Genomic DNA, 14178 nt, shown 5'->3' with positions numbered 1-14178 from the left:
ACAATTAACTCTCCGCATTTGCACGGAACTTGTCGTGTTCTCATATGCGTGGAGCATGGGCCACGAGGGGGGAACGCCCCAACCCTATCGCGTGCACGGACATGCGAACGGCCCCACTCCGGATCGGTGGGGCCGCACGCACAGCAGCGGGGTTCAGCAGCCTCCGGCGACCGCCGGGATGATCGAGACACCCGCCCCCTCAGGGGTGGGAGTCTGCAGGCCATCGGCGAAGCGGACGTCGTCGTCGTTCACGTAGACGTTCACGAAGCGACGCAGCTTGCCTTGATCGTCCAGCACCCGGGCGGCGATGCCGCGGTGGTTCTTCTCCAGGTCTTCGATCACCTCGGCCAGGGTCGCGCCTTCGGCGTTCACCTCTGCCCGCCCGTCGGTATACGTACGGAGGATGGTCGGAATTCGGACGTTCACGCTCATGATGCGAGGCCGGCCTCTCGGAAGGAGTCGAGTGTGGGACGAATGATCGCGGTCGGCCCCGTGGTGGGAGCGACCGCGTCGAGGGTCTTGAGACCGTCGCCGGTGTTGATCGCGACGGTGGTCTCGGCCGGGTCGATCCGGCCGTCGGCGACGAGCTTCGCCAGCACGCCGAACGTGACGCCGCCCGCCGTCTCCGCGAAGACGCCCTCGGTACGGGCCAGCAGCTTCACCGCGTCGACGACGTCCGCATCCGTGACGTCCTCCACCGCGCCGCCGGTGCGGCGGGCGATGTCCAGCACGTACGGGCCGTCGGCCGGGTTGCCGATGGCGAGGGACTTGGCGATGGTGTCGGGCCGCACGGGGCGTACCACGTCATGGCCGTCCTTGAAGGCCCGCGAGACCGGGGAGCAGCCGGCCGCCTGGGCGCCGAAGATCTTGTACGGGCGCTCCTCGACCAGCCCCGTCGCGATCAGCTCCTTCAGCCCCTTGTCGATCTTCGTGAGCTGGGAGCCGGAGGCGACCGGGATGACGATGTTGTCCGGGAGCCGCCAGCCGAGCTGCTCGCAGATCTCGTAGGCGAGGGTCTTGGAGCCCTCCGCGTAGTACGGGCGCAGGTTGACGTTCGTGAAGCCCCAGCCCTCGCCGGCCGGGTCGCCGATCAGCTCGGAGCAGAAGCGGTTCACGTCGTCGTACGTGCCCTCGATGCCGACGACCTCACCGCCGTAGACCGCGGCCATGACGACCTTCGCGTGCTCCAGGTCGTACGGGATGAACACGCACGACCGCAGCCCCGCCCGCGCCGCGGCCGCGCCGACGGCACCGGCCAGGTTGCCGGTGGACGAACAGGACAGCGTGGTGAAGCCGAAGGCGCGGGCGGCCTCGACGGCGATGGCGACGACGCGGTCCTTGAAGGAGTGCGTCGGGTTGCCCGAGTCGTCCTTGACGTGCAGCGCGCCCGTGACGCCCAGCTCCGCCGCGAGGCGGTCGGCGCGGTGCAGCCGGGTGAAGCCGGGGTTCAGGTTCGGCTTGTCCGCCACGTCCGCGGGGACGGGCAGCAGCGGCGCGTACCGCCAGATGCTCCGCGGCCCCGCCTCGATCCGGCTGCGCAGCCGGGCGGCGGACTCGGCGTCGCCGCCGGGCAGCTCGTACGCCGCCTCCAGCGGCCCGAAACACGACTGGCACGCGAACACCGGACCCAGCGGCACCCGCTCCCCGCACTCCCGGCAGGAGAGCGCGACGGCCGGGCCCAGATCGGGGGCGCCGTCCACGGCGGTGGGGGTGGGAGCTGTGTCTACAGCCATACTGGCGAGGCCCTCTCTCCTCATCTTCCCCGCGACGCATCTCGCCGCAGGACGGAATTGGCACCATCACCGTCCGGGGCCTCGCAGCGTCGCGAGTACCGGACGGAGGGTTGCCGGGGCTTCAACGGGCCGTTCCCTCTGCCCCTCTGGATGAGCTCTGTATGGCGCAGGTACGGCAGGGCCGTCCGGCGCTTTTGTCCGGCGCGCCGACCCCGACATAGGGACGTCACGCACGTTGTTCAAGACTGTAACCGACGGCCAGGACAGTTGTGAGAGCCGTCCGCCACGCGAGACGGCTCTCACACCTCACAGGACCACCGGCAAGGGGAGGCCCGCAGGTGCTCGATGACGTGGAGCAGTGGCTGAGGACGCGGTCCTGGTCCGCGGCGGACCGGCCGTACGCGCGGCTGCTCGCGGCCAAGCGCGCGCTGGGCGCGAACGGGACGGTGAGCGTGGTGCTGCCCGCGCTCAACGAGGAGGCCACGGTCGGCGCGATCGTGGCGGCGATCCGGGCGGAACTGATGGCTCCGGCCGACGGCGGGCTCGTCGACGAGCTGGTCGTGATGGACTCCGGCTCCACCGACCGCACCGCCGAGGCCGCCGCCGCGGCCGGCGCGCGGGTCGTCCACCGCGACGAGGTGCTGCCGCGGCTGCCCGCGGTACCGGGCAAGGGCGAGGTGCTGTGGCGCTCGCTGCTGGTGACGCGCGGCGAGATCGTGTGCTTCGTGGACGCGGACCTGAAGGACTTCGACACGGCGTTCGTGAGCGGGATCGTCGGGCCGCTGCTGACGGAGCCGGACGTGGAGTTCGTGAAGGCCGTGTACGACAGGCCGCTGGAGACGGGCACGGCAGGCCAGGGCGGGCGGGTCACCGAGCTGGTGGCCCGGCCGCTGCTGAACCTGCACTGGCCGCTGCTGGCCGGCTTCGTCCAGCCGCTGGGCGGCGAGTACGCGGCGCGGCGGTCGCTGCTGGAGCGGCTGCCGTTCCCGGTGGGGTACGGGGTGGAGCTGGGACTGCTCGTCGACGCGCTGCACACGGTGGGGCTGGCGGGGCTGGCGCAGGTGGACGTCGGCGTACGCCGCCACCGCCACCAGGACGACCGGGCGCTGGGCCGGATGGCGGCGTCGATCTACCGCACGGCGCAGCTGCGGCTGGCGCGGGGGCACCTGGTGCGGCCGCGGCTGACGCAGTTCGACCGGGGGGAGGACGGGGCGTTCGAGCCGCGGACGTACGGGGTGGACACGGAGGAGCGGCCGCCGATGGCGGAGATCAGGGAGTACGTGAACCGCCCCGCGGCGTAGCCCTCGCCGGGCGGGCCATACCGGAGCAGGGTTTCCCCGAACCCGCCTCTTCCCGGGACCGGGTCTTCGCCCCGGACCCCGGCTCCCGGAGCCCTCGCGTCCCATCTGTCTCGGCCACGCCACGCTGGTTGCGTTTCGGCGGGGGCCGGCGTGGCTAGGCTCGGCGCATGGTCGCGTCCTCCGGTGCCCCCCTGCTCGTCGCGTCGAACCGCGGGCCCGTCTCGTACGCCGTCGGCGACGACGGTGCGCTCGCCGCCAAGCGCGGCGGCGGCGGGCTCGTGTCCGGGCTCAGTGCCGTGGGGCCCGACGCCGGGGCGCTGTGGGTGTGTGCGGCGCTCGGTGACGGGGACCGGGAGGCCGTGCGGCAGGGCGTGGCCGAGCCGGGCGTGCGGATGCTCGGCATCGACCCGGACGTCTTCCACGACGCGTACAACGGCGTCGCGAACTCCGTCCTGTGGTTCGTCCACCACATGCTCTACGACATCCCCGTCTCCCCCGTGTTCGACGCCGGGTTCCGCCGCCAGTGGGCCGCCTACGAGACGTACAACCGCACCTTCGCCGACGCCCTCGCCGAGGGTGCCGACGAGGGCGCGGCGGTGCTCGTGCAGGACTACCACCTCTGCCTCGTGCCCGGCATGCTCCGCGAGGCCCGCCCCGACCTGCGCATCTCCCACTTCACCCACACCCCCTGGGCGCCGCCGGACTACTTCCGGCTCCTTCCCGACGACATCGCCGCCGCCCTGCTGCGCGGGCTGCTCGGCGCCGACCGCGTCGGCTTCCACACCCGGCGCTGGGCAGACGCGTTCGTCGCCTGCTGCCGCGACGTCCTCGGCGAGGACGCGGAGCGCGCGCGGACCACGCAGGTCGACGTGCACGCCCTCGGCGCCGACGCCGGGTTCCTGCACGAGCGGTCCCGGCGGCCGGACGTGGCCGAGCGGATGGCGGCCCTGCGGGAGCAGATCGGCGGTACGGACCGCGCCGTTGTCGCGCGCGTGGACCGCACCGAGTTGTCGAAGAACATCGTCCGCGGGCTGCTCGCGTACCGGCGGCTGCTGGAGCGGCGGCCGGAGTGGCACGGGCGGGTGGTGAAGCTGGCGTTCGCGTATCCGTCGCGGCAGGACCTGGCGGTGTACCGGGACTACACCGCCGAGGTGCGCCGCCTCGCCGCGGAGATCAACGAGGCGTACGGGACGGACGGCTGGCAGCCCGTCGTGCTGCACGTCGAGGACGACTTCGCCCGCTCGCTCGCCGCGTACCGGCTGGCGGACGTGGCGCTGGTCAATCCGCTGCGGGACGGGATGAACCTGGTCGCGAAGGAGATCCCGGTGGTCTCGGACGACGGCTGCGCGCTGGTGCTGTCGCGGGAGGCGGGCGCGTACGCCGACCTCGGCGAGGACGCGCTCGTGGTGCACCCGTACGACGTGGAGGCCACGGCGGACGCGCTCCACGCGGCGCTGTCGATGCCCCGCGACGAGCGCGCCCGGCGGACGAAGCGGCTGGCGGCGGCGGCGACCGCGCTGCCGCCGCAGGCGTGGTTCCTCGCGCAGTTGGACGCACTGCGGCGCTAGGCGGCCCGCGGGGGCGGGCGGCCCGCGCGGTACGTCCCGCGCTCCCCCCTCAGTGGCGGTGGCGCTCCTGGAAGCGGGCCGCTTTGGCGCGGTTCCCGCAGCCCTCCATGGAGCACCAGCGGCGGCGGCCGTTCTTGCTCGTGTCGTAGAACCACAGCACGCACTCGGGGTTCGCACAGCCGCGGACCCGCTCCGGGTGCTCCTCGAAGAGCCGGACCAGATCGGCCGCGGCGACCCAGGCCGGCAGCCACGCGGGGTCGTCCACGACGACCTCCGAGGTGGCCCGGCCGTCGCGCAGCAGGGGGCGGCGGGAGCCGTGGGCCAGGATCTCGTCGAGCGGCTGCTCGTCCCCGTCGAGGGCGGCGCGCAGGGCGGCGCGGGCGGCGGTGAGCGGCTCGCGCACGGCGGCGGGAGCGGGGGCGTCGGCCGCGTGACCGGACAGGCCGTGCTCGCCGAGCCAGCGGCCCACGCCGTCGGGCTCGTAGAAGAAGTCGACGGGGCTTCCCTGGTCGATCCACCAGGTGTTCACCAGGTCCAGGGCCAGCGGTTCGCCGGTCAGCGGTCGCGTCATACGGGCCAGTGTAACCGTTCAAGTCGGCTTGACAGGTTGGCGGGGGCGGGTTACGTTCTTCCCGTCGTAACCGTTCAAATCCATTTTGATGGTTGGAGCCCGCCATGACCGTACGCCACCGCACCGCCCGTATCGACGGCCTCGACGTCTTCTACCGGGAGGCGGGCGACCCCGGCGCGCCGGCGCTCGTGCTGCTGCACGGCTTCCCGACCTCGTCCGTGGGCTTCGCGCCGCTGATGGAGGAGCTGTCCGACGAGTTCCGCCTGATCGCCCCCGACTACCCCGGCTTCGGGCTCAGCTCCGCGCCGCCGGCCGACGAGTGGGCGTACACCTTCGACCACCTCGCGGACGTCGTCGACAAGCTGCTCGACCAGCTCGGCGTCGCGCGCTACGCGATCTACATCCACGACTACGGCTCCCCGGTCGGCTTCCGCCTCGCCCTGCGCCACCCCGAGCGCATCACGGGCATCGTCAGCCAGAACGGCAATGCGTACGACGAGGGCTTCACCCCCTTCTGGACCCCGCTGCGGGCCTACTGGGCCGACCCCACACCCGCCAACCGCGAGGCGCTCCGCTCGCTCCTCACCCCGGACGCCACGCACTGGCAGTACAGCCACGGCGTCCCGGACACCTCGCTGGTCGACCCGGCGCTGGAGGTGCACGACCAGGCCCTGCTGGACCGGCCGGGCAACCAGGAGATCCAGCTCGACCTGTTCCTCGACTACGGCTCGAACCCCGGCCGGTACGCCGACTGGCAGGAGTACCTGCGGGTGCACCAGCCGCCGGTGCTCGCCGCCTGGGGCCGGCACGACGAGATCTTCGGGGCCGACGGGGCGCGGGCCTTCGCCCGGGACGCGAAGGACGCGCAGGTGCAGTTGCTGGACGCCGGCCACTTCCCGCTGACGACCCGGTTCGCGCAGAGCGCCGGGCTGATACGGGACTTCCTGCGCCGGCTGTCCGACTGAGGGGACGACCGTGCGGCGCCGACTGCGGGCGGGCCCGGCGGCCGGGGGCGGGTGGGGTCAGGCGTTCAGGGCCGTGGCCAGGGACGTCAGGAGGTCCACCACGCCCTCCGGTCCGTCGACCGTCAGGTCCGCGCGGTCCGCGAGCGCGTCGGCGCCCTCGCCCGTCGTCGCCGCGCTGCATACCAGCAGGCCCGCCACGCCCTCGGGGCGGAGCGCGTCCACGGCGTCGTAGGCCGCGAGGTCGCCGAGGTCGTCGCCGGCGTAGAGGACGGTGCGGGCGCCCGTCTCGCGGGTCAGGGCGGTGAGGGCGCGGCCCTTGTCCATACCCGGGGGGCGGAGTTCGAGGACGAAGCGGCCCGGCTCGACGACGAGGCCGTGGGCCGTCGCCAGGTCGTCCAGCGGCTTGCGCAGCGCGTCGGCGGCCTCGGCGGGGTCGTCCGCGCGGCGGGTGTGGACGGCGACGGCGCGGCCCTTGTCCTCGATCCACGTGCCCCGCCAGGAGCCGGCCGCCTCCAGCACGCCCGGCAGTTCGGCCTGCACCGCCGCCACGCCGGGGTGCGGGTCAGGGGCGCGCAGGGTGCCGGTGGCGGCGTCCCACTGCTCGTCGCCGTAGTGGCCGAGGACGCGCAGGTGCGCCAGGCCCGGTACGCCGGCGAAGCCGCCGTACCGTACGGCCACCGCGGCGGGCCGGCCGGTGATGACGGCGACGGTCCCGACGCGCGGCGCGACCCGGGCCAGCGCGGGTACGGCGCCGGGGTGGGCGCGCGCGGAATCGGGGTCGGGGACGATGGGGGCGAGGGTGCCGTCGAAGTCGAAGGCGACGAGGGCCTGTTCCGGGTCGGCGAGGAGCGCCGCGAGGCCGGCGCGGCCCGCCTCGGTACGCGGAACGGGGAGCTGTGCTGCGTGGGTGCTGCCCATGCCCAGGACCCTACCGGGCCGCGGTAACGTGCAGGGTATGTCGGAGGGTGCGCTGACCGAGCGGGACTTGGCCGTCCTCGCGCTGGAGAAGCGCGCGTGGCCGGGTCCGGGCGCGAAGGAGCGGGCGATCCGGGAGCGGCTGGGGCTCTCCCCGACGCGGTACTACCAGCTTCTCAACGCGCTGCTGGACGACCCCCGCGCGCAGGAGCACGACCCGGTGACGGTCAACCGTCTGCGGCGCGTCCGGCAGGCCCGCCGCGACGCCCGGGAGGGCTGAGCGCCCGGGCGGTGCGTACGGCCGAGAAGGGTCGTACGGCCGAGAAGGGTCGTACGGGCGAGAGGGGCGTACGGGCGAGAGGGGCGTACGGGCGGGAGGGTGTGCCGGCGTGCGGCCGCGGTCACTCCTCCGTCGAGGACGCGGACTCGGCGATGCTCTGGAGGTTCGTCAGCACCCGCTCCGGCGGCTCGCCGCCCGACTCGGCCGCCTTGCCTATCTGCTTCTTCAGCTCCGCGTTCACCCGCGCCCACGACGTCTTGTTGTCCGGGTAGAACACGGCGCTCTGCAACTGGTCGAGGAACGGCTGGAGGTCCTTGCGGCCCTGGCTCAGCTTGTCCACGCCGGAGACGGTCGTCGGCAGCAGGTCGTAGCGCTGCGCGAACTTCAGCACGTTGGTGTCGTCGAAGAGGACGTCGAGGAACTTGCCGATCTCGGAGCGGTGGCCGTTGGCCTTGAACGCCATGATCCAGTCGGCGACGCCCATCGTCGACTCCGAGGGCCCGTCGCGGCCGGGCAGCTTCAGGGCGATGCCGAAGTCGACCTTCTCCCGCCGAAGGTCCTGCATCAGCGTCGGGTGGCCGAAGATCATGCCGACGTCGCCCTTGACGAAGTCGGCGAACGCGGTGCGCCTGTTGGTCTCGGACGGCGCGGCGTAGGTGAGGCCGGCGCCGACGAGGTTGTCGCGTATCCAGTTGAAGGTGTGGATGTTCTGCTCGGAGTCGATCGTGTAGCTGCCGACGTCGTCCGTGTACGCGCCGCCGCCGCTGATCATCCACATCAGCGTCTCGCCCTGGGCCTCCTCGGGCCCGAGCGGGAGCGCATACGGGACCTTCACGCCGGAGTCCTTGAGCGCCTGCGCGACGTCGAGCAGCTCGTCCCAGTCCTTGGGCGCGTCCTCGGGGTCGGTCTCCAGGCCGGCGGCCTCGAAAAGCGACTTGTTGTAGAAGAGCAGCCGCGAGCTGGAGACGAACGGCATGCCGTACTGGACGCGGTTGACCTCGCCGGCGGCGGCGAGGCTGGGCACGAAGTTGGCCTGGGTGGGGATCGAGAGCAACTGGTCGGTGCTGTAGAGCATGTCGCGGGAGCTGTACTCCGCGTACGGGCCCATCTGCGCGATGTCCGGCGGATTGCCGTCCTTGACCATCTTGTCGACCTTGGCGTCGATGTCCTCCCACGGGATGATCTCGATGTCGATCGAGATGCCCGGGGTGTCGTTGGAGAACTTCGCCGCCAGCTGCTCCCAGTAGCGCCGGGCGGTGTCGGACTCGCCCGTGCCGTACTCCGCGGCCACCAGCTTCAGCGTGACATCGCCGCCGCCGCTGCCGTCCCCGCACGCGCTCAGCGGTAGGGCCGCCGCTCCCGCGGCACCGGCTGCCGCCTTCAGAAATCCACGCCGCTGCACAGCTTTAGCCCACCTCGTACAGAATCATCTGAGGGGGCGAGTCTGACCGGAACGCCCCTCCCAGGTCTACACCAGATGGATATCACTTCCGTAACCACCTCCCCTTCCTGCCATTGCCGCACGGGGTACCGGGCTGATAGGGAGGCGGCGAGCTGAACCGCACATCAACGGTCGCGGAACAGCACGAAATCGCGCACGATCGCAACGACGCGCATGGCGCAGAACGTACCCGCGCACAACCAGGGAGCCGCACCTCATGGCAGCCGCCGAACCGTCCCGCACCGCCGCCGAGATAGCCACCCAGCCGAGCTGCTGGCGCCGAGCCCGGCAGGAGGCGGAGACCGTCCCCGGACTGCCGCTGCCCGGGGAGAGGGTCGCGGTGGTCGGCTGCGGCACCTCGTGGTTCATGGCCCAGGCGTACGCCGCGCTGCGCGAGGCCGCCGGGCAGGGGCACACGGACGCCTACGCCGCCTCGGAGTTCCCGGCCGGTCGGCGGTACGACCGGATGGTGGCGATCACGCGGTCCGGGACGACGACCGAGGTGCTGGACCTGCTGGCGGCGGTACGGGACGAGGCCGCCGGAACCGCGACCACCGCGCTCACCGCGGACGCCGGGACCCCGGTCGCCTCGGTCGCGGACGAGCTGGTCACGCTGGCGTACGCGGACGAGGAGTCGGTGGTCCAGACCCGGTTCGCGACGACGGCGCTGGCACTGCTGCGCACCGGTCTCGAACTGCACGGGGAGCCGCCGGCGGGTGTGAAGCCCGTCACCGACGCGGCCGTGGACGCGGAGCTGGCGGTGACGCAGCCGCTGCCGCCGGAGCTGGCGGCGGCGGTGCAGTGGACGTTCCTGGGCCGGGGCTGGACCTGCGGTCTCGCGGCGGAGGCTGCGCTGAAGATGCGCGAGGCGGCCGGGGCGTGGACGGAGAGCTACCCGGCGATGGAGTACCGGCACGGGCCGATGGCGATCACCGGCCCCGGCCGCGTGGTCTGGCACTTCGGCGAGCTGCCGGAGGGGCTGGCGGCGGACGTGGGCCGGGTGGGCGGCCACCTGAGTGCGGGGTCGACGGCGCGGGGGCTCGACCCGATGGCGGACCTGGTACGTGCGCAGCGGCTGGCGGTGGCCGTGGCGGAGGCGAAGGGCTACGACCCGGACCGGCCCCGGAACCTGACGCGCAGCGTCGTCCTGCGCTGAGGCCGTCCGGCCGCGGACGGTTCGGCGGGCAGCGCCGGAGGGCGTTCCGCAGGGGCACTTAACCGGATACCGGTGAAAACCGGACGCGTCATCGCGACTGGACTAGACCTCTCGCCTCTTTACGGGCGAGACTGTCCCCCGTGAGACACGTCATCGCCCTCGATGTGGGCGGCACCGGCATGAAAGCCGCCCTCGTCGGGGCGGACGGCGCGCTGCTCCACGAGTCGCGCCGGGCGACCCCGCGCGAGGCGGGCGCCGAGGCCGTCGTCGCCGCCGTGCTGGACTTCGCCGCCGAGCTGCGGGACACCGGCGTGGAGAAGTACGGCGAACCGGCCGTCGCGGCCGGCGTCGCGGTGCCCGGGATCGTGGACGACGCCGAGGGCGTCGCGGTGTTCTCGGCGAACCTCGGCTGGCGTGACGTACCGTTTCGCCGCCTCCTCGGCGAGCGGCTGGCCTGCCCCGTCGCCGTCGGCCACGACCTGCGCACCGGCGGGCTCGCGGAGGGCCGGCTCGGGGCGGCGCGGGATGTGGACCGGTTCCTGTTCATCGCGCTCGGCACCGGCATCGCCGCCGCCATCGGCATCGAAGGACGCATCGAGCCCGGCGCCCACGGCGGCTCCGGCGAGATCGGCCACGTCGTCGTCCGCCCCGACGGGCCGCCCTGCGGCTGCGGGCAGCGCGGCTGCCTGGAGCGGCTGGCGTCCGCCTCCGCGGTCGGCGAGGCATGGGCCACCGCCTGCGGCGACCCCGGCGCGACCGCCGCGGACTGCGCCAAGGCCGTCGAGTCCGGCGACCCGGTGGCCGAGGCCGTCTGGCAGGACGCCGTCGACGCCCTGGCCGGCGGCCTGATCACCGGCATCACCCTGCTCGACCCCCGCCGGATCGTCGTCGGCGGCGGCCTCGCCGAGGCCGGCGACACCCTGTTCGTACCGCTCACCCGCGCCGTCCGGGCGCGCATCACGTTCCAGACATCCCCCCAGATCGTCCCGGCGGAGCTGGGAGACGCCGCCGCCTGCCTGGGCGCCGGGCAGCTCGCCTGGGACCTACTCGCCACGGAGGTAACCGCCTGATGCGGGATTCGATGCGGGAGGGCGGCACGGTGCTCACCGGCGCCCGTGTGGTCCAGCCGACCGGCACCGTAGAGGACGCCAGGCTCACGGTCGCGGACGGCCGGATCGCCTCGGTGACACCGGCCGACGCGGCGCCGCAGGCACCCGGGGAACCGCGGGACGACGGCGGGCCCGCGGCGGTCGACCTCTCCGGGCACTGGATCGTCCCCGGCTTCGTCGACATCCACGTGCACGGCGCCGGCGGCGCCTCCTTCTCCGGCGGCACCCACGAGCAGGCCCGCACAGTCATCGACACCCACCGCGCGCACGGCACCACCACCATGCTCGCCTCGACCGTCACCGGCGACCTGGACGACCTGGCCCGGCAGGCCGGGGTCCTCGCCGAGCTGGCCGAGGACGGCGAGCTGGCCGGCATCCACTTCGAGGGCCCGTTCATTTCCCCGCACCGCTGCGGCGCGCACCAGCCCGCGCTGCTGCGCGACCCCGCGCCCGCCGACGTGCGCAAGCTCGTCGAGGCCGGCCGCGGGCAGACGCGGATGCTCACGCTGGCGCCGGAGCTGCCGGGCGGACTCGACTCCGTACGCCTCCTCGCCGACAGCGGCGTCATCGCCGCCGTGGGCCACACCGACTCCTCGTACGACGCCGTGCACGAGGCCGTCGAGGCCGGCGCCACCGTCGCCACCCACCTCTTCAACGCCATGCCCGCGCTCGGCCACCGCGCGCCGGGCCCGGTCGCCGCGCTGCTGGAGGACGAGCGGGTGACCGTCGAGCTGATCAACGACGGCGTGCACCTGCACCCCGCGGTGCTGCAGTTGGCGTTCCGGCGCGCCGGGAGCGGGCGGGTCGCGTTCATCACGGACGCGATGGGCGCCGCCGGCATGGGCGACGGCCGCTACCCGCTCGGCCCGATGGAGGTCGACGTGCAGGACGGCGTGGCCCGGCTGGTCGACGGCGGGTCGATCGCGGGTTCCACGCTGACGCTGGACACCGCGTTCCGCCGGGCGGTCACCGTCGACCGCCTGCCTGTCGGGGACGCCGTGGAGGCGCTGTCGGCGACGCCGGCGAAGGTGCTGGGAGCGTACGACAGGATCGGGTCGCTGGAGCCCGGAAAGGACGCGGACCTCGTCGTACTCGACGCGCGGTTCGCTCTCGTCGGGATCATGCGCAAGGGTGCGTGGATCGTCGAACCCGGTAGCTGAAAGCGCGCCGTCGGCAGCGCGCGCTGTCGACGGTGCTCGAGCACCATGGCAGGATCCTTCGCGCATATGTTCCTCACCGTCACACTCAACCTCGCACTCGACGTCACGTACCGGGTGCCGCGGCTGCGTGCCCACGAGTCCCACCGGATCACCGACGTCACCGAGCGGCCGGGCGGCAAGGGCCTGAACGTGGCCCGGGTGCTCGCCGCCCTCGGCCACCCCGTGACCGTCACCGGCCTCGCGGGCGGCCCCACGGGCGCGCACGTGCGCGCGCTGCTGGCCGCCGGGGCGGGGCCGGCGGCCGCCGGGGCGGCGGCCCGCGCACCGGTGACCGACGCCCTGGTGGACGTCGCCGGCAACACGCGGCGCACGATCGCCGTCGTCGACGGCAGTACGGGCGACACCACCCAGCTCAACGAGGCGGGGCCCGAGATCACCGCGGAGGAGTGGGCGGCGTTCCTCGACACGTACGCGGCGCTGCTCACCGGCACGGGCACCGGCACGAGCACCGACCCCGCCGAAGGCGCCGCGCCCGTGCGGGCCGTGGCGCTGTGCGGCAGCCTGCCGCCCGGCGTGCCCGTGGGCGCGTACGCCGAGCTGGTACGCGCCGCGCACGCCGCCGGCGTCCCCGTGCTCCTCGACACCAGCGGCGAACCGCTGGCCCGCGGCGTCGCCGCCCGCCCCGACCTCGTCAAGCCCAACGCCGAGGAGCTGACCCGGCTCACCGGCGCCACCGAACCGCTGCGCGCCGCCGACGACGCCCGCCGCCGCGGCGCCCACGCCGTCGTCGCCTCGCTCGGCGCCGCCGGCCTGCTCGCCGTCACCGCCGACGGCACCTGGCGTGCCGCACCGCCGCGGCACGTGCCGGGCAACCCCACCGGCGCCGGCGACTCCGCCGTCGCCGGGCTGCTGTCCGGGCTCGCCGAGGGGCTGGACTGGCCCGCCCGGCTCGCCCGCGCGGTGGCGCTGTCCGCGGCGACCGTCGCCGCGCCCGTGGCCGGCGAGTTCGACACCGCCGTCCACGCGGAGACGCTGCCGCGCATCGAGATCACGTCGGGCCGCGCGGCGGCCCGGGATGGGGCCTGAAGATGCCACTCACGACCACCGGAGAACTCGTCACCGCCGCCCGCGCCGCGGACCAGGGCGTGGCCGCGTTCAACGTCATCACGCTGGAGCACGCCGAGGCCGTCGCCGCCGGCGCGGAGGCCGCGGGCGCCCCCGCGATCCTCCAGATCTCGGAGAACGCCGTACGGTTCCACGGCGGCCGCCTCATGCCGCTGGCCGCCGCGACGGCGGCCGTGGCGCACGCCTCGTCCGCGCAGCTGTCGCTGCACCTGGACCACGTCGTCTCGCCGGAACTGCTGCGCTCCGCGCACGGGCTGGGCTTCAGCTCGGTGATGTTCGACGCCTCGAAGCTGCCGTACGCCGAGAACGTCAAGGCCACCGCCGAGGCGGTGCGCTGGGCGCACGAGCACGCGATCTGGATCGAGGCGGAGCTGGGCCGGGTGGGCGGCAAGGAGGGCGAGGCGCCGCTCGACGCGCACGCGCCCGGGGTCCGTACGGACCCGGACGAGGCGGTCGCGTACGTCACCGACACCGGCGTCGACGCGCTGGCCGTCGCGGTGGGCAGCTCGCACGCGATGACCGAGCGCACGGCGGCGCTGGACCACGAGCTGATCGGCCGGCTGCGGTCGGCGGTCGCGGTGCCGCTGGTGCTGCACGGCTCGTCCGGCGTACCGGACGGGGAGCTGCGGCAGGCGGTGGCGGCGGGCATGGTGAAGATCAACGTCGGTACGGCCCTGAACACCGCGTTCACCGGCGCCGTCCGCGCCCACCTGGACGCGAACCCGGCCGTGGTGGACCCGCGCAAGTACCTGGCGCCGGGGCGGGACGAGATGGCGGCGACGGTGCGGCGCTTCCTGGAGGTCGTCGGCGGCTGACGGCCGCGGGGACGACGACGGGCCCGTAGCGCCGCTACG

Annotated in this window: 14 protein-coding genes and 1 riboswitch; of the genes, 9 read left to right on the top strand and 5 right to left on the bottom strand. The window is 73.9% G+C overall.

Going from position 1 to position 14178, the window contains the following annotated elements; genetic code table 11:
• Positions 1–153: 153 nt before the first annotated feature.
• Both LG396_RS22160 and thrC read right to left on the bottom strand, forming a co-directional pair.
• Positions 154–432: a MoaD/ThiS family protein gene (locus tag LG396_RS22160; protein WP_026276618.1), complete on the bottom strand. Its 279-nt coding sequence runs from the start codon at positions 430–432 to the stop codon at positions 154–156.
• Complete coding sequence (gene thrC / locus LG396_RS22155) at positions 429–1733, bottom strand: threonine synthase (protein ID WP_225796096.1); 1305 nt, start codon at positions 1731–1733, stop codon at positions 429–431. The genes LG396_RS22160 and thrC overlap by 4 nt, the downstream gene beginning before the upstream one ends.
• A gap of 17 nt (positions 1734–1750) precedes the next feature.
• Positions 1751–1890: riboswitch (SAM riboswitch) on the bottom strand.
• Between the two features lie 181 nt (positions 1891–2071).
• Between thrC and LG396_RS22150 the strand changes: the two genes are divergently transcribed.
• Complete coding sequence (locus LG396_RS22150; RefSeq protein ID WP_027768226.1) at positions 2072–3034, top strand: glucosyl-3-phosphoglycerate synthase; 963 nt, start codon at positions 2072–2074, stop codon at positions 3032–3034.
• 167 nt (positions 3035–3201) lie between these two features.
• On the top strand, positions 3202–4602 hold the full coding sequence (locus LG396_RS22145) for an alpha,alpha-trehalose-phosphate synthase (UDP-forming) (protein WP_225796095.1): 1401 nt from the start codon (positions 3202–3204) through the stop codon (positions 4600–4602).
• A gap of 49 nt (positions 4603–4651) precedes the next feature.
• Here the strand turns inward: LG396_RS22145 and LG396_RS22140 are convergent, their stop codons facing one another.
• Positions 4652–5173 carry a CGNR zinc finger domain-containing protein gene (locus LG396_RS22140; RefSeq protein WP_225796094.1) on the bottom strand — a complete coding sequence of 174 codons (522 nt, stop codon included), beginning with the start codon at positions 5171–5173 and terminating at the stop codon, positions 4652–4654.
• A gap of 104 nt (positions 5174–5277) precedes the next feature.
• Here LG396_RS22140 and LG396_RS22135 point away from each other — a divergent pair, with 104 nt between their 5' ends.
• Positions 5278–6138, top strand: a complete 861-nt coding sequence (locus LG396_RS22135; protein ID WP_225796093.1) for an alpha/beta fold hydrolase — start codon at positions 5278–5280, stop codon at positions 6136–6138.
• A gap of 57 nt (positions 6139–6195) precedes the next feature.
• Here LG396_RS22135 and otsB read toward each other — a convergent pair whose 3' ends face one another.
• Positions 6196–7056: a trehalose-phosphatase gene (gene otsB / locus LG396_RS22130; RefSeq protein ID WP_037743978.1), complete on the bottom strand. Its 861-nt coding sequence runs from the start codon at positions 7054–7056 to the stop codon at positions 6196–6198.
• Positions 7057–7093: 37 nt separating this feature from the next.
• On the opposite strand from otsB, the gene LG396_RS22125 reads away from it, so the two are divergent.
• Complete coding sequence (locus tag LG396_RS22125) at positions 7094–7333, top strand: DUF3263 domain-containing protein (protein WP_225796092.1); 240 nt, start codon at positions 7094–7096, stop codon at positions 7331–7333.
• Positions 7334–7454: 121 nt separating this feature from the next.
• On the opposite strand, the gene LG396_RS22120 is transcribed toward LG396_RS22125, so the two are convergent.
• The gene (locus LG396_RS22120; protein WP_037743974.1) at positions 7455–8735 is read right to left on the bottom strand and encodes an ABC transporter substrate-binding protein; all 1281 of its coding nucleotides are present in this window, start codon (positions 8733–8735) and stop codon (positions 7455–7457) included.
• 256 nt (positions 8736–8991) lie between these two features.
• Between LG396_RS22120 and LG396_RS22115 the strand changes: the two genes are divergently transcribed.
• The 5 genes from LG396_RS22115 to LG396_RS22095 all read left to right on the top strand — a co-directional run bounded on the left by LG396_RS22115 (position 8992) and on the right by LG396_RS22095 (position 14139).
• Positions 8992–9930, top strand: coding sequence for an SIS domain-containing protein (locus tag LG396_RS22115; protein WP_225796091.1), 939 nt, complete (start codon positions 8992–8994; stop codon positions 9928–9930).
• A gap of 140 nt (positions 9931–10070) precedes the next feature.
• Positions 10071–11000, top strand: coding sequence for an ROK family protein (locus LG396_RS22110; protein WP_051642475.1), 930 nt, complete (start codon positions 10071–10073; stop codon positions 10998–11000).
• Complete coding sequence (gene nagA, locus LG396_RS22105; RefSeq protein WP_225796090.1) at positions 11000–12199, top strand: N-acetylglucosamine-6-phosphate deacetylase; 1200 nt, start codon at positions 11000–11002, stop codon at positions 12197–12199. Before LG396_RS22110 ends, nagA begins: the two co-directional genes overlap by 1 nt.
• A 66-nt stretch (positions 12200–12265) precedes the next feature.
• Positions 12266–13285, top strand: coding sequence for a 1-phosphofructokinase family hexose kinase (locus tag LG396_RS22100; RefSeq protein WP_225796120.1), 1020 nt, complete (start codon positions 12266–12268; stop codon positions 13283–13285).
• 2 nt (positions 13286–13287) lie between these two features.
• Positions 13288–14139 carry a class II fructose-bisphosphate aldolase gene (locus tag LG396_RS22095; RefSeq protein WP_225796089.1) on the top strand — a complete coding sequence of 284 codons (852 nt, stop codon included), beginning with the start codon at positions 13288–13290 and terminating at the stop codon, positions 14137–14139.
• The last annotated feature ends 39 nt before the right edge of the window (positions 14140–14178 follow it).

It is taken from the genome of Streptomyces aculeolatus (assembly GCF_020400605.1).
Lineage (GTDB): Bacteria > Actinomycetota > Actinomycetes > Streptomycetales > Streptomycetaceae > Streptomyces > Streptomyces aculeolatus.
This window is presented reverse-complemented; position numbering and strand designations above follow the sequence as displayed.

Bases quoted from the DNA above. Each gene is read 5' to 3' on its own strand.
- LG396_RS22160 (WP_026276618.1), bottom strand. From the start codon at position 432: ATGAGCGTGAACGTCCGAATTCCGACCATCCTCCGTACGTATACCGAC.
- thrC (WP_225796096.1), bottom strand. From the start codon at position 1,733: ATGGCTGTAGACACAGCTCCCACCCCCACCGCCGTGGACGGCGCCCCC.
- LG396_RS22145 (WP_225796095.1), top strand. From the start codon at position 3,202: ATGGTCGCGTCCTCCGGTGCCCCCCTGCTCGTCGCGTCGAACCGCGGG.
- LG396_RS22140 (WP_225796094.1), bottom strand. From the start codon at position 5,173: ATGACGCGACCGCTGACCGGCGAACCGCTGGCCCTGGACCTGGTGAAC.
- LG396_RS22135 (WP_225796093.1), top strand. From the start codon at position 5,278: ATGACCGTACGCCACCGCACCGCCCGTATCGACGGCCTCGACGTCTTC.
- otsB (WP_037743978.1), bottom strand. From the start codon at position 7,056: ATGGGCAGCACCCACGCAGCACAGCTCCCCGTTCCGCGTACCGAGGCG.
- LG396_RS22125 (WP_225796092.1), top strand. From the start codon at position 7,094: ATGTCGGAGGGTGCGCTGACCGAGCGGGACTTGGCCGTCCTCGCGCTG.
- LG396_RS22115 (WP_225796091.1), top strand. From the start codon at position 8,992: ATGGCAGCCGCCGAACCGTCCCGCACCGCCGCCGAGATAGCCACCCAG.
- nagA (WP_225796090.1), top strand. From the start codon at position 11,000: ATGCGGGATTCGATGCGGGAGGGCGGCACGGTGCTCACCGGCGCCCGT.
- LG396_RS22100 (WP_225796120.1), top strand. From the start codon at position 12,266: ATGTTCCTCACCGTCACACTCAACCTCGCACTCGACGTCACGTACCGG.
- LG396_RS22095 (WP_225796089.1), top strand. From the start codon at position 13,288: ATGCCACTCACGACCACCGGAGAACTCGTCACCGCCGCCCGCGCCGCG.